Origin of the sequence: Hydrogenophilus thermoluteolus, assembly GCF_003574215.1 — a bacterium.
GTDB classification, from domain to species: Bacteria; Pseudomonadota; Gammaproteobacteria; order Burkholderiales; family Rhodocyclaceae; genus Hydrogenophilus; species Hydrogenophilus thermoluteolus.
On record NZ_AP018558.1, the window covers coordinates 1,190,160 to 1,214,293 of the forward strand.

At 59.8% G+C, this 24,134-nt stretch carries 17 protein-coding genes; 8 read left to right on the forward strand and 9 right to left on the reverse strand.

All coding sequences use genetic code 11. From position 1 onward, the window contains the following. Positions 1 to 21: 21 nt before the first annotated feature. The 4 genes from lon to tig form a co-directional block, all read right to left on the reverse strand. Positions 22 to 2,463 (reverse strand): endopeptidase La, encoded by a 2,442-nt coding sequence (lon, locus tag HPTL_RS05780; protein WP_119335124.1) that lies wholly within the window; start codon positions 2,461 to 2,463, stop codon positions 22 to 24. A 167-nt stretch (positions 2,464 to 2,630) separates the two neighbouring features. Further along, complete coding sequence (clpX, locus tag HPTL_RS05785) at positions 2,631 to 3,941, reverse strand: ATP-dependent protease ATP-binding subunit ClpX (protein ID WP_119335125.1); 1,311 nt, start codon at positions 3,939 to 3,941, stop codon at positions 2,631 to 2,633. Positions 3,942 to 3,944: 3 nt separating this feature from the next. Beyond that, positions 3,945 to 4,568 carry an ATP-dependent Clp endopeptidase proteolytic subunit ClpP gene (gene clpP / locus HPTL_RS05790; protein ID WP_119335126.1) on the reverse strand — a complete coding sequence of 208 codons (624 nt, stop codon included), beginning with the start codon at positions 4,566 to 4,568 and terminating at the stop codon, positions 3,945 to 3,947. 24 nt (positions 4,569 to 4,592) lie between these two features. After that, positions 4,593 to 5,954 carry a trigger factor gene (tig, locus tag HPTL_RS05795; protein ID WP_119335127.1) on the reverse strand — a complete coding sequence of 454 codons (1,362 nt, stop codon included), beginning with the start codon at positions 5,952 to 5,954 and terminating at the stop codon, positions 4,593 to 4,595. A 53-nt stretch (positions 5,955 to 6,007) separates the two neighbouring features. Between tig and HPTL_RS05800 the strand changes: the two genes are divergently transcribed. Then, entirely contained in the window at positions 6,008 to 7,627 is a 1,620-nt protein-coding gene (locus tag HPTL_RS05800; protein WP_119335128.1) for an NAD(P)H-hydrate dehydratase, read from the forward strand. Here the strand turns inward: HPTL_RS05800 and HPTL_RS05805 are convergent. Both HPTL_RS05805 and HPTL_RS05810 read right to left on the reverse strand, forming a co-directional pair. Then, complete coding sequence (locus HPTL_RS05805; RefSeq protein WP_119335129.1) at positions 7,551 to 8,183, reverse strand: response regulator transcription factor; 633 nt, start codon at positions 8,181 to 8,183, stop codon at positions 7,551 to 7,553. The two genes, HPTL_RS05800 and HPTL_RS05805, sit on opposite strands and share 77 nt — an antisense overlap. Then, entirely contained in the window at positions 8,167 to 10,125 is a 1,959-nt protein-coding gene (locus HPTL_RS05810) for a PAS domain-containing sensor histidine kinase (RefSeq protein WP_170141288.1), read from the reverse strand. Before HPTL_RS05810 ends, HPTL_RS05805 begins: the two co-directional genes overlap by 17 nt. A 180-nt stretch (positions 10,126 to 10,305) precedes the next feature. Between HPTL_RS05810 and aceE the strand changes: the two genes are divergently transcribed. The 3 genes from aceE to lpdA are packed head-to-tail and all read left to right on the forward strand — an operon-like array spanning position 10,306 to position 16,254. Beyond that, positions 10,306 to 13,002, forward strand: coding sequence for a pyruvate dehydrogenase (acetyl-transferring), homodimeric type (aceE, locus tag HPTL_RS05815; RefSeq protein ID WP_119335131.1), 2,697 nt, complete (start codon positions 10,306 to 10,308; stop codon positions 13,000 to 13,002). A 12-nt stretch (positions 13,003 to 13,014) separates the two neighbouring features. Continuing rightward, positions 13,015 to 14,799 carry a dihydrolipoyllysine-residue acetyltransferase gene (aceF, locus tag HPTL_RS05820; RefSeq protein ID WP_119335132.1) on the forward strand — a complete coding sequence of 595 codons (1,785 nt, stop codon included), beginning with the start codon at positions 13,015 to 13,017 and terminating at the stop codon, positions 14,797 to 14,799. An 18-nt stretch (positions 14,800 to 14,817) separates the two neighbouring features. Continuing rightward, positions 14,818 to 16,254 (forward strand): dihydrolipoyl dehydrogenase, encoded by a 1,437-nt coding sequence (lpdA, locus tag HPTL_RS05825; protein WP_119335133.1) that lies wholly within the window; start codon positions 14,818 to 14,820, stop codon positions 16,252 to 16,254. A 7-nt stretch (positions 16,255 to 16,261) separates the two neighbouring features. Here lpdA and HPTL_RS05830 read toward each other — a convergent pair whose 3' ends face one another. Together HPTL_RS05830 and HPTL_RS05835 are read right to left on the reverse strand one after the other, a co-directional pair. Further along, a complete protein-coding gene (locus HPTL_RS05830; RefSeq protein WP_119335134.1) occupies positions 16,262 to 17,107 on the reverse strand; it encodes a 3',5'-nucleoside bisphosphate phosphatase in 846 nt (281 codons plus the stop codon). Positions 17,108 to 17,124: 17 nt separating this feature from the next. After that, positions 17,125 to 17,571, reverse strand: a complete 447-nt coding sequence (locus HPTL_RS05835; RefSeq protein WP_119335135.1) for an FKBP-type peptidyl-prolyl cis-trans isomerase — start codon at positions 17,569 to 17,571, stop codon at positions 17,125 to 17,127. 117 nt (positions 17,572 to 17,688) lie between these two features. Between HPTL_RS05835 and HPTL_RS05840 the strand changes: the two genes are divergently transcribed. Together HPTL_RS05840 and HPTL_RS05845 are read left to right on the forward strand one after the other, a co-directional pair. After that, the gene (locus HPTL_RS05840) at positions 17,689 to 18,087 is read left to right on the forward strand and encodes a glycine cleavage system protein H (protein ID WP_119335136.1); all 399 of its coding nucleotides are present in this window, start codon (positions 17,689 to 17,691) and stop codon (positions 18,085 to 18,087) included. Further along, positions 18,084 to 19,637: a glycoside hydrolase family 17 protein gene (locus HPTL_RS05845; RefSeq protein ID WP_179949073.1), complete on the forward strand. Its 1,554-nt coding sequence runs from the start codon at positions 18,084 to 18,086 to the stop codon at positions 19,635 to 19,637. The genes HPTL_RS05840 and HPTL_RS05845 overlap by 4 nt, the downstream gene beginning before the upstream one ends. Here HPTL_RS05845 and HPTL_RS05850 read toward each other — a convergent pair. Beyond that, a complete protein-coding gene (locus tag HPTL_RS05850) occupies positions 19,564 to 19,977 on the reverse strand; it encodes a hypothetical protein (protein ID WP_119335137.1) in 414 nt (137 codons plus the stop codon). The two genes, HPTL_RS05845 and HPTL_RS05850, sit on opposite strands and share 74 nt — an antisense overlap. Before the next feature lie 75 nt (positions 19,978 to 20,052). On the opposite strand from HPTL_RS05850, the gene HPTL_RS05855 reads away from it, so the two are divergent. After that, complete coding sequence (locus HPTL_RS05855; protein ID WP_119335138.1) at positions 20,053 to 22,743, forward strand: glycosyltransferase; 2,691 nt, start codon at positions 20,053 to 20,055, stop codon at positions 22,741 to 22,743. A gap of 85 nt (positions 22,744 to 22,828) precedes the next feature. Next, a complete protein-coding gene (locus HPTL_RS05860; RefSeq protein ID WP_119335139.1) occupies positions 22,829 to 24,115 on the forward strand; it encodes an NAD(P)/FAD-dependent oxidoreductase in 1,287 nt (428 codons plus the stop codon). The last annotated feature ends 19 nt before the right edge of the window (positions 24,116 to 24,134 follow it).

A 24,134-nucleotide genomic window follows, 5' to 3' on the forward strand; every position in this document is an offset into this window, starting at 1 on the left:
CCGAAAGCCCGCTATTATACCTTAGTGTTTCAAATTTTTGCGTGCACCTCGCTTGCCTTCGTTCCCGCTGGTCAAGACCGCGGAAGACTCTGCCACTTTGGCTGTCAGAGGCTCTTCGACTTTGAGCAGCGGCTCCGGTTTGCGTTCGAGCGCCGCCTCCAAGACCTGCTCGATCCAGCGCACCGGTTGGATTTCCAGCGCATTCTTCACGTTGTCCGGAATTTCCGCCAAGTCCTTGACGTTCTCTTCTGGGATCAGGACCTTGCGGATACCACCGCGGACTGCCGCGAGCAGTTTCTCTTTGAGACCACCGATTGCCAAGACCTCACCGCGCAGCGTGATTTCACCGGTCATTGCGACATCGCACCGCACTGGAATTCCCGTGAGCGATGAGACGAGCGCCGTCGTGATCGCAATCCCGGCCGACGGGCCGTCTTTGGGGATCGCCCCTTCCGGCATGTGGACGTGCACGTCGGTTTTTTCGTAGAAATCCGGCGCAATGCCCCACGCTTCGGCCCGTTTGCGGACGACGGTAAGCGCCGCTTTGATCGACTCCTGCATCACCTCGCCCAGTTTGCCGGTGGTGATCACTTTGCCTTTGCCCGGAAGCGTCACCGCCTCTACCGTCAGGAGTTCGCCACCGACTTCGGTCCAGGCCAACCCGGTCACTTGGCCCACCTGATTCTCTTTTTCGGCGACGCCAAAGGTGTAGCGACGCACCCCCAAGTATTTCTCGAGGTCTTCCGGCGTCACGGTAACCGGTGCTTTGAGCGCTTTGGTAAGGATCCCTTTCACCACTTTCCGGCAAATCTTCGAGATTTCACGCTCGAGATTGCGCACGCCGGCTTCGCGGGTGTAATAGCGAACGATGTCGCGAATCGCTTCCATGGTGACGCTCAATTCGCGCTTTTTCAAGCCGTTTGCTTTCATCTGCTTCGGCAGTAGGTAGCGTTCGGCGATCGCGATCTTCTCGTCTTCGGTGTAGCCCGAAAGCCGGATCACCTCCATTCGGTCGAGGAGCGGTGCCGGAATGTTCAAGGTGTTGGCGGTGGCGACGAACATCACCTCCGAAAGGTCGAAGTCGAGCTCGACGTAATGGTCCTGGAACGCGTGGTTCTGTTCGGGGTCGAGGACTTCGAGGAGCGCCGAGCTGGGATCACCGCGAAAATCCATCCCGATCTTGTCGACTTCATCCAAAAGGAAGAGCGGGTTTTTCACGCCGACTTTGATCAGGTTCTGGATGATGCGGCCCGGCAGCGCGCCGATGTAGGTGCGGCGGTGGCCGCGAATCTCGGCTTCATCGCGCACACCACCCAGCGCCATGCGCACGAATTTTCGTCCTGTGGCCCGCGCGATCGACTGCCCAAGCGAGGTCTTCCCGACACCGGGAGGGCCAACCAGGCAGAGGATCGGCGACTTGACGACGTCGACCCGCTTTTGCACCGCCAGGTACTCGAGGATCCGTTCTTTGACCTTCTCCAGCCCGTAGTGGTCTTCGTCGAGGACTTTTTCCGCTTTCTTGAGGTCGAGCGCCACTTTGGTGCGCTTCGCCCACGGCAATTGCACCAGGGTATCGAGGTAGTTGCGCACCACGGTCGCTTCAGCCGACATCGGCTGCATCAGGCGCAGTTTCTTGAGTTCAGAGAGCGCCTTCTCTTCGGCCTCTTTTGGCATGCCTGCGGCTTTGATTTTCTTTTCGAGTTCGTCGAGTTCCGCCTGTTCGTCGGCTTCGCCCAGCTCTTTCTGGATTGCTTTGACCTGTTCGTTGAGGTAGAAGTCGCGCTGGTTCTTTTCCAACTGCCGCTTCACCCGTTGGCGAATCCGCCGCTCGGTCTCCAGGATGTCGAGTTCGCCTTCGACCAACGCGAGCAGTCGCTCAAGCCGCTGTGCCAAGTCGTCGATCTCGAGGATCTCTTGTTTCTTTTCCAGCTTGACGCCAAGGTGCGCTGCAATCGCGAAGGTGAGCGCTTCGGTCTCTGCGATCTGGCTCACCGAATTGATCAGCTCTTGCGGCAGTTTGTTGTTGAGTTTCGCATATTCGGTGAACGCCGAAAGCAGCGCCCGGCGCAGCGCGGGGATCTCACTGTGGGTTTCGTTGGTGGTCACGAGCGGCTCGATCCGTGCCAACAATACTGCTTCGCTGTCTTCGAGATGAACGAGACGCACGCGCGATTTGCCTTCGATCAGCACCTTCACCGTACCGTCGGGCAATTTCATCATTTGCATGATCTGGCCCAGACAGCCCACACGGTAGAGGTCGTCGAGCGAGGGATTTTCATGTTCTGGCTCTTTCTGAGCGACGAGCACGATTTGCCCGCCTTCCTCCATCGCCAGCTCCAGCGCTTTGATCGACTTCGGCCGGCCGACGAAGAGCGGGATCACCATCTCCGGATAGACGACTACGTCGCGTAGCGCCAACACCGGATAGTGCTCGATTTGCTCGATCATCGTTTGTTCGCTCATCGTGGATTCCTTCTCATCTGTGGGTTCGTTACCCGTTATCATGGGGGTCTGGTTCTCTGAATTCAAGTCGCCCGAAAAGGTTCCGTCGAGGTGTAAAAAGCCCGGGAGCGGCAAGACGCTCTCGGGCTGCGAAAACGCAAATTACCCACGGTGGAAAGGTGCGCCGTTCAACTCGCTTGTCGGTCGGAGGGTGCAGTTGCCGCTTCGGTTTCTGATGACTCCGAGTCACGGGGAATCCGTTTTGGCGGAGCGCCTTCTCGCACCACCGCTTCGTCGATCACGATCTTCGCAATGCCCGTGCGCGACGGCAATTCGTACATTTCGTCCAACAGCAACGCTTCGAGAATGGAGCGCAGACCGCGCGCGCCGGTCTTGCGTTCGATCGCCCGTTGCGCAATCGCGCGAATCGCCCCTTCGGTGAATTCGAGCTCGACCCCTTCCATCGCGAAAAGCGCTTGGAACTGCTTCACCAGCGCATTTTTGGGTTCGACCAAAATGCGCATCAGCGCCGATTCGTCGAGTTCTTGCAGCGGGACGATCACTGGCAGGCGCCCGATCAGTTCTGGGATCAAACCAAAACGCACCAGGTCTTCGGGTTCGACCATGCGCAGGAGTTCATCGCGTTTGCGTTGCTGGCGACTTTTCACCGTAGCCCCGAAACCGATGCCGCCTGCTTCGGCACGTTGTTCGACGATCTTTTCCAACCCCTCGAACGCGCCGCCACAGATGAAGAGGATGTTCGAAGTGTCGACCTGGATCATCTCACCGTGGGGGTTTTTCCGCCCCCCTTGCGGCGGGACGTTCGCAATCGTTCCTTCGATGATCTTGAGGAGCGCTTGCTGCACCCCTTCACCCGAAACGTCGCGGGTGATCGAGGGATTCTCCGATTTGCGGGCGATTTTGTCGATCTCGTCGATGAAGATGATGCCGCGCTGCGCGCGTTCGACATCCATGTCACACGTTTGCAGCAGACGCAACAGGATATTTTCGACGTCTTCACCGACATAGCCAGCCTCGGTGAGTGTGGTCGCATCGGCAATCGCGAAGGGAACGTCGAGTTTGCGCGCGAGCGTCTGCGCGAGCAGCGTCTTGCCGGATCCGGTTGGGCCGATCAGCAGAATGTTGCTTTTTTGGATCTCGACCTCGCTGCCTTGACTTTGGCTACGAAGCCGTTTGTAGTGGTTGTAGACGGCCACCGACAAGACTTTTTTGGCGTAATCCTGGCCGATCACGTATTGATCGAGGTACGCAACCAGTTCGGCAGGAGTCGGCAGCTTTTGTTGCTCGAACGGCGCCGTTGCTGCGCCGCCGTCCAGTTCGCCTTGGCCCAAATCGTCGTCCAAAATCGCCTGATAGGCGTCTTGAACACAGTAGTTGCAAATGTAAAGGCCGCTTGGCCCCGCCAAAAGGTGATCGACTTCGTCTTGGGTGCGGCCGCAGAACGAACATTTGAGGTCGCGGTTTCGAGATCGCGCCATCGTTTACTCCTCGCCGCGGCGGGTGAGCACTTTGTCCGCGAGACCGTACTGCACCGCTTCTTCGGCCGACATGAAGTTGTCCCGCTCGGTGTCGCGTTCGATCTTTTTGATGCTCTGCCCAGTGTGGTGCGCAAGCAGTTCGTTCAACCGTGCCTTGAGTTTGAGGATTTCTCGGGCGTGGATTTCGATGTCGGTGGCCTGCCCCTGAACACCGCCCAACGGTTGGTGGATCATCACGCGGGCGTTGGGCAGCACGAAACGCTTCCCTTTGGCGCCCGCAGCAAGAAGGAATGCCCCCATACTCGCGGCTTGGCCGATGCAGAGCGTGGAGACGTCGGGTTTGATGAACTGCATGGTGTCATAGATCGCCATACCAGCCGTCACCGAACCTCCGGGGGAGTTGATGTAGAAGTGGATATCCTTGTCGGGGTTTTCGGACTCCAGGAAAAGCAGCTGCGCAACAACCAGGTTCGCAACCGCATCGTTTACGGGCCCCACCAGGAACACCACCCGCTCTTTGAGAAGCCGCGAGTAGATGTCGTAGGCCCGTTCGCCCCGACCACTTTGTTCGATCACCATGGGCACCAGGCCCAGGTTATAGAGATCCAATCCCAGAGGTTCGCTCATACCGGTTCACTTTCCTTTCGTTGTTCAAGCGGCGACGTTGGGGTTCATGAACGATTCGAAATCGCGCGGTTCCTCTTTCACCGTCATCCGCTCGAGCGCCCACCCGACGACGTTGTTTTCGATCACCACCGCTTCGGCGTTACCCAGGCGCTGCGGATTTTCATAGTACCACTTCACGAGCGCCTGTGGGTCGTCGTAGTTTTGCGCCATCTCTTCGATGAGCGCGCGCACCTGATCCGGTTTCGCAACGAGTTCGAACTGTTTGACGATCTCCGCAATCAGTAGGCCAAGACGCACACGGCGCTGCGCTTCTTCTTCGAACCACTTGGGATCGACGGGGAGGTTATCCACCTTCATCCCGCGCATTTGAAGGTCGCGCTTCGCGTTTTCGGCCAACGTTTGGGCTTCGCTTGCCACCAAACTTTGCGGGACGGGGAAATCGTGTTTCGCCAACAGGTGGTCGAACACTTGACGCTTGACCTCGCTGTCGATACGCGCTTTGACCTCCCGCTCGAGGCTCGCGCGAATCTCGTCGCGCATTTTTGCGACGTCACCGTCTTCGATTCCGAGCGATTTCGCGAACTCGGCGTCCACTTCGGGCAACTGCGGCGCTTCGACTTTCTTCACGGTCAGTTCGAATTGCGCCGTCTTGCCAGCCAAGTGTTCGGCGCCATAATGTTCTGGGAAGGTGACGTCGAACGTCTTTTTTTCACCCGCTTTGAGACCGACTGGTGCGGTATCGAATTCGGGCAGCAGGCGGCTTTCGCCGATCACGTAAACGTAGTCGGTTGCGCTGCCCCCTTCGAAGGGTTCCCCGTCGAGCGTACCGACGAAATCGACGGTGACGCGATCCCCTTTTTCGGCGGGCCGATCCACTTCGACAAACGTCGCGCGTTGTTTGCGCAGCACCTCGATCGTGCGCTCGACCGCGGCATCATCGACTGTGACCACCGGCTTGACGACTTCGACCTCTTTGAGATCGACGATCTCGATTTCGGGGTAGATTTCGAACGCGGCTTCGACGACGAATTCCCCTTCCGCAGCGGGTTCATCACCCACTGGATCGATTCGATAGCCACCCGCTACCCGGTATTCGCCTTGCTGGATCGCTTCGGTGAGCGCCTTTTCGATCGCTTTGGAGAGCGCCTCCGAACGGGCTTCGCTGCCATACATCCGCTCGACGAGTTTGAGTGGCACCTTCCCGGGGCGAAAACCCGGCATTTTCACACTGCGCGCATACTGTTTGATGAGCCGCTGCGTTTCGTTCGCGATCTGTTCAGCCGGAATGCGAAGCGTCACTTTCCGTTCCAACGGGTTCGCTGCCGCTTCCGCCGCAGGGGCCGCTTCCGTGTTCGGTTCCAAGTTCTGAACGTTTTGGTCTTCCATCCGTTTTTCCTTGCTTTGCGGTATGCTAAGCGGATAATTTTAGCATAAGGAAAATGGCGAAAGTGACGGTGAAACGAGAAGCACGGCTGTTGCTGACGGTGAACGCGATTCGGGCGCTCGAAGCGCGTTTTCTGCCGCACATTCCATTGATGCAACGGGCTGGCGCGGCGCTCGCGAACCACTTGCGCCGGTGGGCCGAACAGGGTCATCGCATCGTCTTGCTTTGCGGCCCGGGCAATAATGGCGGTGACGGACTCGTTGCCGCTACGCGCTTGCACGAGCTAGGGTTTTCCGTGACGGTCGTGGCCCTTGAACCATCCGAACGCATCTCCCCGGAAGCGAGAACTGCCTGGCAGGATTGGCGTGCTTCTGGCGGCGAGACACACAACGCGCCGCCACCACTCGTGGCCGATCGCCCACCGGTAATCGTCGATGCGCTCTTTGGTATTGGTCTGACACGACCGATCACGGGCCCATACCGGGAGTGGATTCATTGGGCATTGAGCCAAACGGCGATTCGGGTTGCGGTCGACGTGCCGAGCGGGCTGGACGCCGACACGGGCATGCGGGTCGGTGATGCCGTTTTTGAAGCCCACGAGACCGTGACCTTTCTTGCCGACAAACCGGGGCTCCATACCCACGACGGGCCGGACGTCGCCGGAGTGGTTACCGTTTACCCTTTGGGTCTGAATGACGAGATCGCCGCACAATGCAGCCAACAACAGTATGCCTTGTTTGCGAATGAGGAATCGTGGGACGAAACCGCTTCGTCCGCGCCAGCCAGTGCAGGAATCCTGCTTGACCGAGCCCTTTTCTCCCCATGGCTGACCCCGCGCAAACGCAATGTCCATAAAGGCTGCTTTGGCCACGCCGTGATCATCGGTGGCGCATCCGGTATGCACGGTGCGCTCCACCTGGCGGCACGCAGCGCTCTTTACCTGGGTTCGGGTAAAGTCTCCGCGATCACTCTGGCAAAAGAGGCTCCGCGTTTCGACCCGACCCTACCCGAGGTGATGTGGCCCACGGCACTTCCCCAAACGGTTTCCGCAATCGCGATCGGACCCGGACTGGGGCAGACGAGCGATGCGGTGCGCTGGCTTGAGGAGGCGCTAGCTGTATCCGTCCCATTGGTAATCGACGCCGACGGGTTGAACCTTCTTGCACAGCACGCGACCCTGCAACGCGCCGTGACCGAAAGACGCGCTCCCACGGTGCTCACGCCGCATCCCGGCGAAGCGGCACAGCTTTTGCAGACGCCGCCGCGTGAGGTTCAGAAAAACCGAATCGCCGCCGCGGTGGCGATCGCGCGCCGCTACCGATGTGTCGTGATCCTCAAAGGGTGTGGGAGCGTGATCGCGACCCCGCACGGTCACTGGGCGATCAACCCCACAGGGCACGGCGGGATGGCAAGCGGCGGGATGGGAGACACCCTCACCGGAATCCTCGTGGCGCTGCTTGCGCAAGGCTGGCCGTGCGTCGCTGCGGCGGCGTTTGCTGCGTACTTACATGGCAGAGCGGCAGAGGATGCTGCGCAAATGGAGGTCGGCCCCGTTGGTCTTACTGCGAGCGAAACGGCGGCGGCCGCCAGACGGCTCTTCAACCGCTGGATTGCTGATGGTGCGCCCAGAGCGCAACCAGTTCGGCCACTTTCCGACACCCCATCTTTTCCATGACGCGCGCTCGATAGACCTCGACCGTTTTGATCGAAATCGCGAGTTCGTCTGCGATCTGTTTGTTGAGATAACCCGAAACGACGCGATCGAACACTTCCCGTTCGCGTGGCGTCAGTTTGGCAAGCCGCGCGGCGAACGCCTCTTTGGCGGCACGCTCCGAACATTCGGCAGCAAGACGCGCCAACGCCTCCTCGATACGGGCCAGCAGCACCATTTCATCGACCGGTTTTTCGAGAAAATCAATCGCACCGGCACGAAGCGCACCGGTAGCCATGGGTACGTCGCCATGACCGGTGAGGAAGATGACGGGGAACGGCACGTCGCGCGCCTTGAGCGCATCGAACAGTTGCAGACCGCTCAATCCCGGCATACGGATGTCACTGACCATACAACCGGGTTCGATCACGGAAAGGGCGTCGAGAAACGATTCGGCGTCCGGGTAGGCGTTCACCGCGTAGCCGGCCCCTTCGATCAGCCAAACCAGCGAATCCCGTAGAGCATCGTCGTCATCGACGACATGCACCGTGCGATAGCAGCACTCATCCTTGCGCGTCATGGCTCGCTCCTCCTTGCGCACGCGGCAACCATACCTCGGCAACCGTACCACCGCCCGGTCTGGCCAACAGTGCCAAGCGTCCTTTATGGGCTTCCAAGATGGCGCGGCAAATGCGCAACCCCAACCCCAAACCGTCCGGTTTGGTCGTAAAAAACGGCGTATCCAGGCGGCTTCGAACCTCTTCGCTGATGCCAACCCCACGGTCGGCAATGCGATAACAGACCTCCTCATCCGTTTCTGAAACCATCAAGGTCAATTCCCGTTGTTTCGGCGGAACGGATTGCATCGCGTCGAACGCGTTGCGAATGAGATTGACCAGCACCTGCTCGAGCAAAATTTTGTCCGCGGAAATCATCACCCTATTCTGAGGCAATTGCGTCCGCACGGTAATCCCACGCCGTTGCGCGTCGACACGCAGCAGTTCGATCGCTTCACGCGCGATCGTCACCGCGTCGACCCACTGTTGTTGTGGTGCCGATTGCCGGGCAAAAGCCCGAATGCGGCGGACGATGGTACCTGCTCGTTCCGCCTGTTCCGCCGCTTTTTGCAACACCTCACCCACCACCTCCGAATCGAGGCGGCCTTGCCGCCACCGTAACAGCGCACCACGACAGTAGTTGGCGATCGCTGCGATCGGCTGGTTCAACTCGTGCGCCAGCATCGAGGCCATCTCACCGAGCGTGATGAGACGCGCCGTCTGGTGGAGTTGCGCCATTTGCTGCAACTCCGCTTCGATCGCTTCACGCTGTGCCGTTATGTCGGTAGCGACGACCATCCGCACCACGCGACCATCGACCCATGCCGTCAATTGTTCGCGCAGATGGTACCAACGTCCGCTCGTGGGGTGCTGCCAGTCTCCTTGCCAAACACCTTCTGGAACATGCTCCGCAGTATTCATCGGTTTCGGCGGATCGCTCTCCGGAGGCGGGATGGCGGGTGCCCCCAGATCTCGCGCGCGTTTCCCTAACGCATCGAAACCGAAGACCCGTTTGAACGCACGGTTGACAAAGAGGAGCTCATCGGTGTGCCAATCGGCAGCGAAAACCAGTGCGTCGACACCATCGAGCACCGTTTCGAACCGCTGTTGGGCCGCTTCCAGTGCCAAACGGGTTCGCTTCTGTTCGGTGATGTCGAGAATTGCCGCCATCCATCCGCTCTGTTTGCCACTCTCGTCGATCAGCGGGGAAACGTAAAAGCGGGCGATACGCCGCTCACCGTTTTTGTGTTTGATGCGCATCTCGTACCCTTCGGGTGGCGTTTGCCCCGCCAACACCATCTGCAGGGTACGTTGGCACAAATCCCAATCCTCTTCAGGCCAGTAGGGAAACGGTGGCATTTTGCCTTCGAGCTCATCGCGGTCGAAGCCCACCATGCGACAAAAGGCTGGGTTGGCAAACGTGATGCGCCCTTCGAGGTCGGTCGCGCGCAGTCCAAGGCTCACCGACGATTCCATGGCTCGGCGAAACGCCATTTCGGAGCGCAACGCAGCTTCTACCTCTTTTTGTTGGGTGACATCGTGGGCAGCGGCAAACCAAACCCCATCGTCTGGCGCCGGGTTGATGTGCCAAGAGAGCCAGCGATGCGCGCCGTTGAGGGTCTTCATGCGAACCGTGAAGGAAGCCGGTTCGCCTTGCCGCAGAAAAGCCATTGCTTCGTCGACGTGCGGCCAATCGTCACGCACCGTGAGATCGAAGAGCGATTTCCCCAGCAGCAACCGCTCGGTATAACCCAACACCCGGGTAAATGCAGCGTTACATTGCTGGAACTCCCCTTTAGGGGTCAAGAGCGCCAACAAATCCAAAGAAAAGTGGAAGAGCCGATCGCGCTCCCGAAGCAGCCGTTGCAGCCGAAGGTGTTGCCGGCGCTGGAGCCAACTCAACCAAACCACGGCCGCCGTCAACAGCGCAATCGCGACCATCGCGAAGGTATCGGGCTGATTCATGCCCATTCCTTGTTACGTCTCATTGCATCATCGAATGGTTTTTGCTTTCGGGTGCCGCGAATCCTATCATGGGGGGCATGGAAACTGCGGCAACGCGATTGCTGCACTGCAGTATTGCATATCGTGGAATTTTGTTTTAGCATACGGAATGACCACCAGTAAGACCTAGGAGGGACCACCATGGCTGAACGTCATCGTCAAATCATTCTGCAAAACGATCCCGATCCTGAAGAGACCCAAGAATGGTTGGAAGCGCTCGATGGCGTGATCGAGCACGAAGGGCCGGAGCGCGCGCACTATCTGATCGAATCGCTGATCAGTGAAGCGCGCGAACACGGTGCCGACATCCCCTATTCCGCCAATACGGCATACGTCAACACGATCCCTGCCGATAAACAACCCCCGTACCCGGGTGACCCGGATCTCGAAATCAAAATCCATTCCTACATCCGATGGAATGCGATGGCGATGGTTGTTCGCGCCAATCGCGACAGCAACGTGGGTGGCCACATCGCCTCGTTTGCTTCGGCAGCGGTGCTCTACGACGTTGGCTTCAACCACTTCTTCCACGCGCCAACCGAAGACCACGGCGGCGACCTCGTCTACTTCCAAGGGCACTCGGCCCCGGGAATCTATGCACGTGCTTTTCTGCTTGGGCGATTGACCGAAGAGCAGATGATCAACTTCCGGCGCGAAGTCGACGGGAAAGGGCTCTCTTCCTATCCGCACCCCTGGCTGATGCCTCAGTTCTGGCAGTTTCCCACGGTTTCGATGGGGCTGGGCCCGATCCAAGCCATCTACCAAGCCCGTTTCATCAAATATCTGATCACCCGTGGCCTGGTCGATCCGGCAAAACACGAACAGCGCAAAGTGTGGTGCTTCATCGGGGATGGGGAAACCGACGAAGTCGAAACCCTTGGCGCGATCGGAATGGCAGCACGGGAAAAGCTCGACAACCTGATTTTCGTGATCAATTGCAATTTGCAACGGCTCGACGGGCCGGTGCGCGGCAACGGAAAGATCATCCAGGAGCTCGAAGCGGAATTCCGGGGTGCGGGTTGGAACGTGATCAAAGTGATCTGGGGTACCCATTGGGACGCGCTCTTTGCTCGCGACAAAACCGGTGCCCTCCGACGGCGGATGATGGAGCTCTGCGACGGGGACTACCAGACGTTCAAAGCGAAAGACGGTGCGTACGTCCGGGAGCACTTCTTCAATACCCCCGAACTGAAAGCGCTCGTTGCCGACTGGACCGACGAAGAGATCTGGCAGCTCAACCGCGGCGGTCATGACATTTTCAAAGTCTTTGCCGCGTACAAAGCTGCGGTCGAACATAAAGGGCAACCCACCGTGATCCTTGCGAAGACAATCAAAGGATACGGAATGGGACAAGCGGGCGAAGCGATGAACATCGCCCACCAGGCAAAGAAGATGGATCACGACGCGATCCGCCGCTTCCGCGATCGTTTCCAACTGCCTGTGCCCGACGACAAACTCGATGAACTGCCGTTCCTGACCTTTGCACCCGACTCGGCTGAATACCGCTACATGCAGGAGCGGCGGCAAGCGCTTGGGGGCTATCTCCCGCAGCGTCGAACGAAATCCGAAATCACCTTGCCGGTTCCCCCGCTCGATGCATTCAAAAGTTTCTTTGCCGGAACGGGACCGGGGCGGGAAATCTCCACGACGATGGCACTCGTGCGCATCATGATCCAACTGATGCGCGACAAACAGCTCGGCAAACACATTGTCCCCATCGTACCCGACGAATCGCGGACGTTCGGGATGGAAGGGATGTTCCGTCAGTTCGGGATCTGGAGCCAAGAGGGGCAAAAATACGTTCCCGAAGACCACGACCAGTTGATGTTCTACAAAGAGTCACGCGACGGCCAAATCCTTCAAGAAGGGATCAACGAAGCGGGAGCCGTCTGCGACTTCATCGCCGCTGGAACGAGCTACAGCGTCCATGGCGTGCCGATGATCCCGTTCTACATCTTCTATTCGATGTTCGGCTTCCAGCGCACCATGGACCTCATTTGGGCCGCAGCGGATCAGCGCACCCGCGGGTTCCTGATCGGCGGCACCTCGGGTCGAACCACGTTGAACGGTGAAGGGCTGCAGCACGAAGACGGCCACAGCCATCTGCTCTCTGCCGCTGTCCCCAATTGTGTAAGCTACGACCCCACCTTCCAATACGAAGTCGCCGTGATCGTTCAAGAAGGGTTGCGGCGCATGGTCGCAGAACAAGAGGATGTTTTCTATTACATCACGGTGCTCAACGAAAACTACGAACATCCGCCGATGCCGGAAAGCGAGACGGTCCGTGAGGATATCCTCAAAGGGATGTATCTCTTCCAGGCCGCGCCGGACAACCTCGACGGTCCGCGTGTCCAGCTCATGGGGTCGGGGGCGATCCTACGCGAAGCGATCGCTGCCGCAGAGTTGCTCGCGCGTGACTGGAACGTAGCCGCAGACGTCTGGAGCTGCCCAAGTTTCACCGAATTGGCGCGCGATGGCCACGACTGTGTCCGCTGGAACCTCCTCCACCCGTTGGAAGCGCCCCGCAAGTCCCACGTCGAGCAGAAGCTCGAGAACCATCCGGGGCCGGTCGTAGCGGCAACCGACTACGTCCGTCTCTTTGCCGAACAGATTCGGCCTTTCGTCAAACGAACGTATCTCACACTGGGTACCGACGGGTTTGGGCGTTCCGATACCCGCGAGAAGTTGCGCCACTTCTTCGAAGTGGATCGACACTGGATCACGATCGCCGCATTGAAAGCGCTTGCCGACGATGGGGAGATCGATCGCAAGCTGGTTGCCGCAGCACTCGTCAAATACGGCATCGATCCTGAAAAACCCAACCCCCGCCTGGTGTAAGGAGGAGCGGCGATGAGCAAATTGGTAACCGTTACCGTCCCCGATATTGGCGACTTTCACGACGTTCCCGTCATCGAGGTTTTGGTCACGCCCGGACAACGCGTCGCTGTGGATGACCCCCTCTGTACGCTGGAATCCGAAAAAGCGACGATGGACGTCCCGTCCACCGTTGCCGGTATCGTCAAAGAAGTGAAGGTGCAGGTCGGCGACAAAGTCAATGAAGGCACGCCATTGGTCGTGATCGAAACCGAGGCCTCTGGGGAGGCCGAATCCGCGACGTCGGCCACAGCGACAGCAGCGCAAGCCAGCGACGCGGCACCAAGCAGCGCAACCGAACCCAGCGCAGTCTCTGCACCCGCCGCATCTGCCCCAGCGTCGGCCGAATCGCCTGCAGCCGCAGGCGCAACCGTACCCCCCTCGACCCAACCGCAAGAAGTCGCGCTCGTGATTCCCGATATCGGGGACTTCCACGACGTACCGGTGATCGAAGTGATGATTGCCCCGGGGCAAAGGGTCGCGGTCGATGATCCGATCTGTACGTTGGAATCCGAAAAGGCCACGATGGATGTCCCAGCTACGGTCGCGGGGGTCGTGAAAGCAGTGCGCGTCAAAGTGGGCGACAAGGTCAACGAAGGGGACGTGGTTGCGATCGTCGTCCCGGACGAAAGCCACGTTGCGCCCCCAGAGGCTTCCCCAAGTACCTCCGCACAACCCAAAACAGAATCTTCGCCAACGCCAGCCACGTCAGCTACGCCAGCGCCCACGCCCGCGCAAACGGTGTCGGCTTCGTCTTCAGTGGGCACAGCCGCCGCACCCGCGTCGCGAGCGCCGGCCGCGCCGTCACTGGCCGAGCCGTTACCCGGCGTTTCGTTGGGTGCGAAGGTCCATGCGAGTCCCGCCGTTCGCGCTTATGCCCGGGAGCTGGGCGTAGACCTGCGCTTTGTCACCCCAACCGGTCCGAACGGCCGGATCCGCAAAGAGGATGTCCGCAATTTCGTCAAAGCGGCGATGACGAGCGGCGTGGTCCCAGGCAAAACCCCCGCGGTAACCAGTGGCGGTTTTGCGCTCGACTTGCCGCCGTGGCCGAAGGTCGACTTCGCCAAATTCGGTCCGATCGAAATCAAAGAACTGCCGCGAATCCGCAAGATCTCCGCAGCGAATTTGGCGCGCAACTGGGTTGCGATTCCCGCGGTCACCTACCATGACGAAGCGGATATCACCGAACTCGAGGCGTTCCGCAAACAACTGAACCGCGAATACGAACGCGAAGGCGTGAAGTTCACGCTCCTTGCGTTCCTCATCAAGGCCTGCGTTGCGGCGTTGAAGCGGTTCCCGGAGATGAACGCGAGCCTCGATGGGCACAACATCGTGCTCAAGCACTATTGGAATATCGGCTTTGCGGCGGATACTCCGCACGGGCTTGTCGTGCCGGTGCTCAAGAACGCCGACCAAAAGAGCTTGGTCGAGATCGCACGCGAAACCGCGGAGTTGGCTGCGAAAGCGCGCGCCGGCAAGCTCGCGCCCGCTGAGATGCAAGGGGCAACCTTTACCGTCTCGAGCCTGGGCGGCATCGGTGGAACGGGGTTCTCCCCGATCGTCAATGCCCCAGAAGTGGCGATCCTGGGCGTCAATAAAGCGGTGATGAAACCAGTCTGGAACGGCGAAACGTTCGTTCCTCGCCTGATCGTGCCGCTTTCGCTTACCGCGGATCACCGGGTGATCGACGGCGCGTACGCCACCCGCTTCACGACATTGCTCACGCAACTCCTTGCCGATTTCCGGCGGGTGCTCCTCTAACCGAGACGGGAGAAGACGATGAGCATGAAAACCCAATTGCTGGTGCTTGGTGGCGGTCCAGGCGGTTACTCTGCCGCATTTCGCGCAGCGGATCTTGGTCTTGAGGTAACGATCGTCGAACGTTACCCCGTCCTTGGGGGCGTTTGCCTCAATGTGGGCTGTATCCCATCGAAAGCACTGCTGCACGTCGCTGCGGTGATCGACGAAGCGCGTCATCTCGACCGAGCCGGCATCACCTTCGGCGCGCCGCAAATCGATCTCGACCGCCTGCGTAACTACAAAGCCCAAGTGGTGCGAAAACTCAACCAAGGCCTGGCGGGAATGGCCAAAGCGCGCAAGGTCAATCACATCCAGGGCATCGGGAAACTCACGGGGCCCAGCACGTTGGCGATCGAACGGACCGAGGGTCCGAACGGCCGACCGACGGGTGAAACGCTCACGCTCACCTTCGAGCAAGCGATTCTCGCTGCCGGGTCGGAGCCGATTCGTCTCCCCTTCCAACCCCAAGACCCCCGTGTGGTGGATTCCACCGGTGCGCTTGCGCTTCCCTTCTTACCCAAGCGGATGCTGGTCGTTGGTGGCGGCATCATCGGGCTGGAGATGGGCACCGTCTACGCCACCCTCGGTGCACAGGTCGATGTCGTCGAAGCGAGCCCCGATCTCATCCCGGGGGCCGATCGTGATCTGGTGCGGGTGTGGGAAAAGGTCAACGGCAAGCGCTTTGCTGGACTCTACCGCAACACCCGCACAACGGCGCTCGAAGCCAAAGACGACGGCATCTGGGCCAGTTTCGAAGGCGCGAACGCACCCGAAGGAGCCCAACGCTACGATCTGGTGTTGGTTGCGGTCGGTCGGCGGCCGAATGGGCGAGCGATCGGCGCGGAAGCGGCCGGTATCACCATCGACGAACGGGGATTCATCCCGGTAGATGCCCAGCGCCGTACCAACGTGCCGCACATCTTCGCGATCGGGGATTTGGCAGAAGCGCCGATGCTCGCGCACAAAGCCGTGCATGAAGGGCACGTTGCGGCCGAGGCTGCGGCCGGACACAAGCGGGCGTTCGACGTATTGCAGATCCCGTCGGTCGCCTACACCGACCCAGAGATCGCCTGGGCCGGTTTGACCGAAACCGAGGCGAAAGCGCAGGGGCGCGCAGTCGAAGTGGCCACTTTCCCGTGGGCCGCATCGGGGCGGGCGATCGCCAACGGCCGCGACGAAGGGTTCACCAAGCTCATTTTCGATGCCGAAACGAAGCGGATCGTCGGCGGTGCCGTCGTTGGGGTGAATGCTGGGGAATTGATCAGCGAAATCTGTTTGGCGATCGAAATGGGCGCAGAGGTCGCCGATATCGCGCACACGATCCATCCCCACCCCACCCTCTGTGAGTCGGTGGGGATGGCGGCAGAGGTAGCCGAAGGGAGTTGTACCGACCTACCGCCCAAACGCAAACGCTAACGAGCCGCTATTGCCACCGTTGCCAGACGGGAACGAGGTCGTCTGGCAACGTGTGGCCCAGAGCGCCCAAATCCCACGGTGATTCCTCTGGCGCGTGGAAGTCGCTCCCTTGGGACGCAGCGAGACCGTAGCGGCGGCAGATATGCACCCAATGGTTGGTGGCGTTTGGATCGTGCGCCGAGGTAATCACCTCGATCGCGTCACCCCCCAGATCGACGAATTCGGCAAGAAGTGCGTTCCATTCGCGTTCGCTCAAGCGGTAACGCCCTGGATGCGCCACCACCGCCACGCCGCCAGCGGCATGAATCCACGAAACCGCTTCTTGGAGTGTTGCCCAGTGGTGGTCCACGTACCCCGGTTTTCCTTTCGCCAAGTAATGGGCGAAAACCGCGTTCATCGACGGAAAATGGCCCGCATGCACGAGGTAGCGCGCAAAATGGGCCCGGCTGATCAGATCGGGGTTACGCACGAACCGCAAAGCCCCTTCCCAGACACCGGCAAAGCCACACGCTTCGAGTGCGGCGGCCATCTTGCGCGCGCGCGCCGTGCGGCCCCGCCGTACTTGCTTGAGCCCCGCAGTCAACGCTGGCGCCGATTCGTCGATACCCAGTCCAACAACGTGAATGGTCTCCCCGGCGAACGAAACGGAAATTTCCACACCCGCGACAAAGGGAAGCCCCAATCTCTTGGCCGTTAGCCGGGCCTCTGCAAGACCAGACACCGTGTCGTGATCGGTGAGCGCAAAAAGGGCCACTCGGTTCTGGGCAGCCCTTTTGACGAGCTCGGACGGGGTCAAAACCCCGTCCGACGCGGTCGAGTGGCTGTGCAGGTCGACGCGCTGCGCCTTCCTCATCGGCCACCCGTCCCGATTTATGCGGCGCGATCAGCCGCCACCAACTCGATTTCGAACGTCAGGTCGTGGCCCGCAAGCGGATGGTTCGCGTCGATCGTCACGTGCGTTTCGGTCACTTCGGCAACCACGACCGGAATCTGCTGGCCGTCTGCGCGCTGCATCACCAGTTGCAGCCCAACCTCCGGCTCGATTTCGGGTGGCAGTTGTTCACGCGGCACTTGCAGCATCGCGCGCTCCGAACGCTGCCCGTAGGCTTCGTCGGCAGGAATCGTAATGGTCTTGCGCTCCCCTACCTGCATCCCTTCGACCGCCTTCTCGAAGCCGGGGATCACCTGTCCAGCCCCCAGTGTGAACTGGAGGGGATCGCGACCTTCGGAGCTATCGAAGACGCTGCCGTCGGCCAGTGTCCCTTTGTAATGCACCTGGACGGTATCGCCCGCTTGGGCGGCTTGTTGCGTGGTCATACTCACTTTCCTTTCAAACAGTCAGATCAACGTGGCGAGCCGCACGTGCGTTTTTTGCCCACCACTTCGCTACAATACTCCTTTCGTTTCTTTTTCACAACCCTTTGAGGCAAAAAAGTGCAGACGACCAACGCCATTGCGGATGACCGGATCTATTTGCCCACGCACCAATGGTTGCAACCCGAAGGCGAAGGGCTGTGGCGTATGGGGATCACCCCTTTTGCGGCCGAACAGCTTGGTGACGTCGTCTTCGTCGAACTTCCGGATCGTGAAGTTCGGGTAAACGAAGACGAAACCCTCTTCGTCGTCGAGTCGGTCAAAACTGCGTCCGACGTCCCGGCACCGGTTGACCTCGAAGTCCTCGACGTCAACCGCGCGTTGCACGACCACCCCGAGTGGCTCAACGAAGCGCCTTTGCACCATTGGATTGTGCTCTTTCGCGCGGAAAAACCGATCGATCCGGAGAAATGTCTCACGGCGGAAACGTATGCGCAGCGAATCGCGGCAGAACGATGAAGCGCCCGCTCCCGTTTTCGCGCGCTCTGGTAGCGCTCTGGTTGCTGGTGGTCGCGTTCTTCGTGGTCTGGTACCACGGTGAAACGGTTCCGCAACCCCTTCCTGATGGGCCTGCGCGTCCCAACGCTGACGCACGCCTTCCCTGTGTCTCGTACAGTCCCTACTTCCGTGCGGGCGTCACACCACTTGACCCCAATACCCAGATCCCACCGGAATGGATCGACCTGGACCTCCAAGCGTTGGCCAAAATCACCCGCTGTGTGCGCACCTATTCGGTCGACCAGGGGCTCGATCGAGTGCCCGAGTTCGCGGCGCGCCATGGCCTCACCGTTTGGCTGGGTGCGTGGATCGGACGGGACGACAAGAAAAACGCGCAGGAACTCGCGCGCGCGATCGCGTTGGCCAATCAATATCGCGGCGTCGTAACACGCCTGATCGTCGGCAACGAAGTCTTGCTACGGCGCGAACAGACACCAGAAAATTTGGCGCGCTACCTGGAACAAGCAAAAACACAAGCGCAGGTTCCCATCACCTACGCCGACGTCTGGGAATTCTGGTTGCGTTACCGCGGCGCTTTGTTGCCGCATGTCGACGTCGCAACGATTCATATCCTTCCCTACTGGGAAGATCGACCGCAGCCAATCGACTCGGCTGCAGAACATCTCTTCCGCATCCGAACGATGGCCCGCCAAGTGCTCGGTGCCATTCCGATCGCGATCGGCGAGACCGGCTGGCCCAGTGCTGGCAAACAACGCGAAGGCGCCGTTCCCTCCCGGGTGAATCAGGCGAAATACGTTCGCGATGTTCTCTCACTGGCGGCTACGTTCAACTGGGACGTCAATTTCATCGAATCCCACGACCAACCGTGGAAACGCGCTTTGGAAGGGACCGTGGGTGGGTATTGGGGGGTTTTGAATACCGCTCAGGAACCGAAATTTCCCCTCACTGGGCCGGTTGCGGAGCGGGACACCCTCTGGCCCCCTTTGACTGCGGCGCTCATGGGCGCGGTGCTGCTGCCGCTCATCGCGTCGCTGCGACGCTGGCCGGTGACGCTTCTTGGGGCAGCGCTGGGATTCACGGCCTTTTGGCAATGGGAACATGCGGTGGTCGCCTATCGCAACGCGTGGGAATGGGGAGCATTGGGCGCTACCGGGGTCGTTGCGCTTGTCGTCGCGGTCGCGTTGGCGGCACGACCCACGTACCGCGCGACTCCACCAGACTGGCTGACCGTTGCGACCAGCTATCTCCTCTTTGCCCTGGCCGTCGCCAACGTTTGGCTCGTCGTCGATGGCCGTTATCGCGACTATGCCACCTGTCTCTACCTACCGCTTGCGTTGGTGGCGCCACTGCGTCACTGGTCCGTTACCCTCACCGAACGGCTCTGGAGTGCGATCGCACTCCTTTGCGCCGCGTTCGTCTGGCTGAAAGAGGCGATGAACGGCCAAGCGCTCTTGTGGTTTCTCACCACCGCGGCGATCACGCTGTCGCTTCCGCGCGCCCGCGCTGCGTCCAGCCAAGCCACACGGGTAGCGCCAACAGCGCCGCAATGACCCCCGTCGTCGCACTATAGAAAACCGTGGCGAAGAGTCCCAACCAAAGCGCCCCAAACGCGATCTGTCGCCAGGAAAAGCGGAACGCAGCCATCGCGAGCGCAACGGCGACCCAACCCGCTCGTTCCTCGATGAACGCTTGCACGAGCAAGGTCTTTGCAACACACGCCCAACCCAGTTCCGGCTGCCATGTCGCACCACACGCAAAGGGGGCTACCCCACTTTCCAACCACAGAAAACGCAGCGCCAGAAAACCGGCAAGACTTACGAAGAGAACGAACCAACCACCTTTTTCCGCGACTACCAGCCTGTTAGAATCCTGCCTGCCTGTCGTATCCACAGCCGTTCTCCGCCCGTTTTCCCGTTGTGTCGTGATTCTACCGATTTTCCTTCACGCGATTTCGTAGGGACCACCATGCTCCGCTCTGTCACGCCCCTCCTGCCACTGCTGCGCCGAACGCTCACGGCGCTCCTCCTCACCGTGCTCGTCCTTACCGCTTTCTGGCAAGCCTGGGCCTGGCACGTGCGGCTGGGAACCGAACCTGGGGTTGCTGGAGAGATCAACGGGTTTGCCTACACACCGTTTCGCCGGGATCAATCGCCGCTCGAAAAGCGTTATCCGAGCCCGGAGCAAATTGCGCAAGATCTCGATCTACTCGCTCTCTATACGAAACGGATCCGCACCTACGGGGTCACCGACGCCCCCGCCATCTACCCTCTGGCCCACCAGCGCAAATTCGAAGTGGCTATGGGTCTCTGGGTCTCCGCGGATCAAGCGCTCTCGGAACGCGAAATCGCAGCAGGGCTCGAAATGGCGGAACGCTACGACAACATCACCCGCATCGTCGTGGGCAACGAAGCGCTCTTGCGCAAAGAGATGACCGTTGCCGAAATGGCTGCCTACCTCGATCGCGTCCGTGATGAACTGCGCCGCCGCTTTCCCGACAAAAATCGCCGCCCGCTCGTCTCGACAGCCGAACCGTGGCACGTTTGGCTGAAGAACCCCGAACTGGCGGACCACGTCGATTTCGTGATGATCCACCTGCTCCCCTACCACGAGGGGATCGACGTCGCCCGGGCGCTCGATTACGCCTTTGGACGCCTTGAAGAAGTGCAAAAGCGTTTCCCGAAACTGCCCGTCGTGATCGGTGAGATCGGCTGGCCCAGTCGCGGCGAAGTCATGCCCAACCTCTTGGGAGGGGATGAACGGGCTGAAGCTTCGATCGAAAACGCTGCCCATTTCGTCCGTGGCTTTCTCTCCGACCCTCGCTCGCTCTTTCTCGACTATTACATCATGGAGGCGTTCGATCAACCCTGGAAGGTGGCCGTCGAAGGGTGGGCAGGAGCCCATTGGGGGGTCTTTGACGCCGACCGGCAACCGAAATATTCGCTCGATGGCCTCATCGTCCGCGACGTCCGTTGGCAAGAGAAGGCCAAACTTGCAACCTTCATCGGCGCGCCGCTCCTCTTTGCGCTCGCCTTTGCGCTCGCCAGCTGGAACCTGCTCGGGCGTCTGTGGTTGATGGGGCTGACGCAGCTCTGTGTGATCGTGCTCCTCATCGGCGTCTATCTCCCCAAAGACTATTACCTTTCGCGCGGGGATCTCGTCGGCCTGATCTTCCTCATCCTGGCAACACTGATGACCGCCGCAGTGCTCCTCTCCCATGGGTTCGAATTCGGTGAAGTGCTCTTCAAACGGCAATGGCGGCGACGCTTCACCCCTCTGCCCCCAGTTCCTCCTGAAAAAGCCCCATTCGTTTCGGTCCACCTTGCTTGCTATAACGAACCGCCCGAAATGGTGATCGCCACCATCGATTCGCTCGTTGCGATGGACTACCCCCACTTCGAAGTGATCGTCGTCGACAACAACACTACCGACGAAGCGCTGTGGAAGCCGGTCGAAGCCCACTGTGCCCAATTGGGCGATCGGGTGAAATTTTTCCATCTGCCCAAATGGCCCGGATTCAAAGCAGGGGCGCTCAATTTCGCGCTTCGGCAAACCGACCCACGTGCCGAGGTGGTTGGCGTCGTCGATGCCGATTACGTCGTCGAACGGGACTGGCTTGCGCGGCTCATCCCCCATTTCCTCGAGTCACCGCTGGTCGCGGTGGTTCAGGCGCCGCAAGCCCACCGGGAATATGAACACTCCTTCTTCCAACGGATGTGCAATTGGGAGTTCGAAGGTTTTTTCCGGATCGGGATGCACCACCGCAACGAACGCAACGCCCTCATCCAGCACGGGACGATGACGCTCATTCGCCGCCCGATGCTCGAAGCGGTTGGCGGGTGGTCCGAATGGTGCATCTGTGAAGACACCGAGCTGGGGTTGCGGCTCTTGGAGCGGGGCTACGAGATCCGTTACGTCGACCACATCTTCGGCCGCGGACTTACTCCTTCGGATTTCGCCGCGATCAAGTCGCAGCGCTTCCGCTGGGCGTTTGGGGCGATGCAGATCCTCAAAGCCCATATGCCGTATCTTCTGGGGAAAAAGCCATCCCAACTGACCTTTGCGCAACGCTACCATTTCCTCACCGGCTGGTTTGCCTGGTTTGGGGATGCGCTCCACCTCATCTTCGCGATGGGATCGCTCTTCTGGACGCTGGGCATGATCTACGCACCCAAAACCTTCACCCTTCCCGTTGCAACGCTGGCAGCACCGGTGCTCGGCTTCATGGCGTTCAAGTCGGCGTTGGGGCCGATCCTCTATCGCCGCACCATGCAGACGAAATGGATCGACATTCTGGGCGCGTCGATCCTTTCGGTGGGACTGTCGCACACCATCGCGCGCGGCGTGTTGGCGGGGCTCACCCACAAAAAAGGGACGTTCGTGCGCACGCCCAAAGGGTGGCGCGCTAAGGGCACCTTCGCCTTTTTCGGACCGATCCGCGAAGAGCTGGGTATGCTCATCGCGATCACCGCAAGCGGCGCGCTCCTCGTTGCACAACGGGGATGGCTCTCACTGGAAATCCAGCTCTGGGTTGCGATCCTGGCGCTGCAAACGATCCCTTACCTTGCGGCGGTGTTGTGCCAGATCTTTGCCTATCTGCCCGACAATACTCCACCCGAAACCGCTGCAAGCACCCCATCGCCAGCGCCACACTCCTGAAAACAGCGCATCGCTGGCGATACGGTTGACAAGCTATGATTATTAGAAAATAATTATATATACTATCACCAAAGGAGGCAGTGAAATGGCACACATCGTCATCCTCGGGTCGGGAATCGGCGGCATGCCTGCGGCATACGAAGCTCGTGAACTCATCGGGCCGCCGCACAAAATCACCGTGATCAACGCCACCGACTATTTCCAATTCGTCCCGTCGAACCCCTGGGTTGCGGTGGGGTGGCGCAAAAGAGAAGAGATCGTCTTGCCTATCCGCCCCTATCTCGAACGCAAAGGGATCGACTTCATCGCGCAGCCCGCGACACGGATCGACGCGAACCACAACACCATCACGCTCGCAAACGGGGAAACGGTCGATTACGATTTTCTCATCATCACCACGGGTCCGAAGCTGGCGTTCGACGAAGTCCCAGGATCGGGGCCCAACGGGGGCTTTACCCAATCGGTCTGTACCGTAGACCATGCCGAGCAGTGTTACACCGATTTCGAAAAACTGTGTGCCGATCCGGGCCCCGTGATCGTCGGTGCGATGCCGGGAGCGAGCTGTTTCGGCCCCGCTTATGAATACGCGATGGTGCTCGACACTGCGCTGCGCAAACGCAAACTGCGCAGCAAAGTTCCGATCACTTTCGTCACTTCCGAACCCTACATCGGCCACCTGGGGTTGGATGGCGTCGGTGATTCCAAAGGGATCATGGAACACGAATTCCGCCAGCACGACATCCGTTGGATCACTAACGCCAAAACCACGCGGGTGGAAGACGGCAAGATGTTCGTCGACGAGCTCGACCGCAACGGCCAACTGGTCAAGCAACACGAACTCCCGTTCAAGCACGCGATGATGCTCCCGGCGTTCAAAGGAGTCGATGCCGTGGCAGCGGTCGAAGGGTTGTGCAATCCCCGCGGCTTCGTGATCGTGGATGAGTACCAGCGCAGCCCCAAATATCCGAACATCTACTCGGCTGGCGTTTGTATCGCCATCCCTCCGGTGAGACCCACGCCCGTCCCCACCGGCGTTCCCAAAACCGGGTACATGATCGAGTCGATGGTGACCGCGATCGTCCATAACCTCAAAGAGGTGCTCGACGGCAAGGAGCCCTCGCACAAGGGAAGCTGGCAGGCGCTCTGCCTGGCGGACTTCGGCGACCGTGGCGCTGCTTTTGCTGCAATCCCGCAACTGCCACCGCGTGACGTCAACTGGTTCGCGTCGGGCAAATGGGTGCATTGGGCGAAGATCGGGTTCGAGAAATACTTCCTCAACAAGATGAAAACGGGCAACTCCGAACCGTTCTACGAAAAAGCCTTGATGAAGATGATGGGTTTCTCCCGACTCAAAGAGAAACTCCACCTCTGATCCATTGTGCGCACCTCCG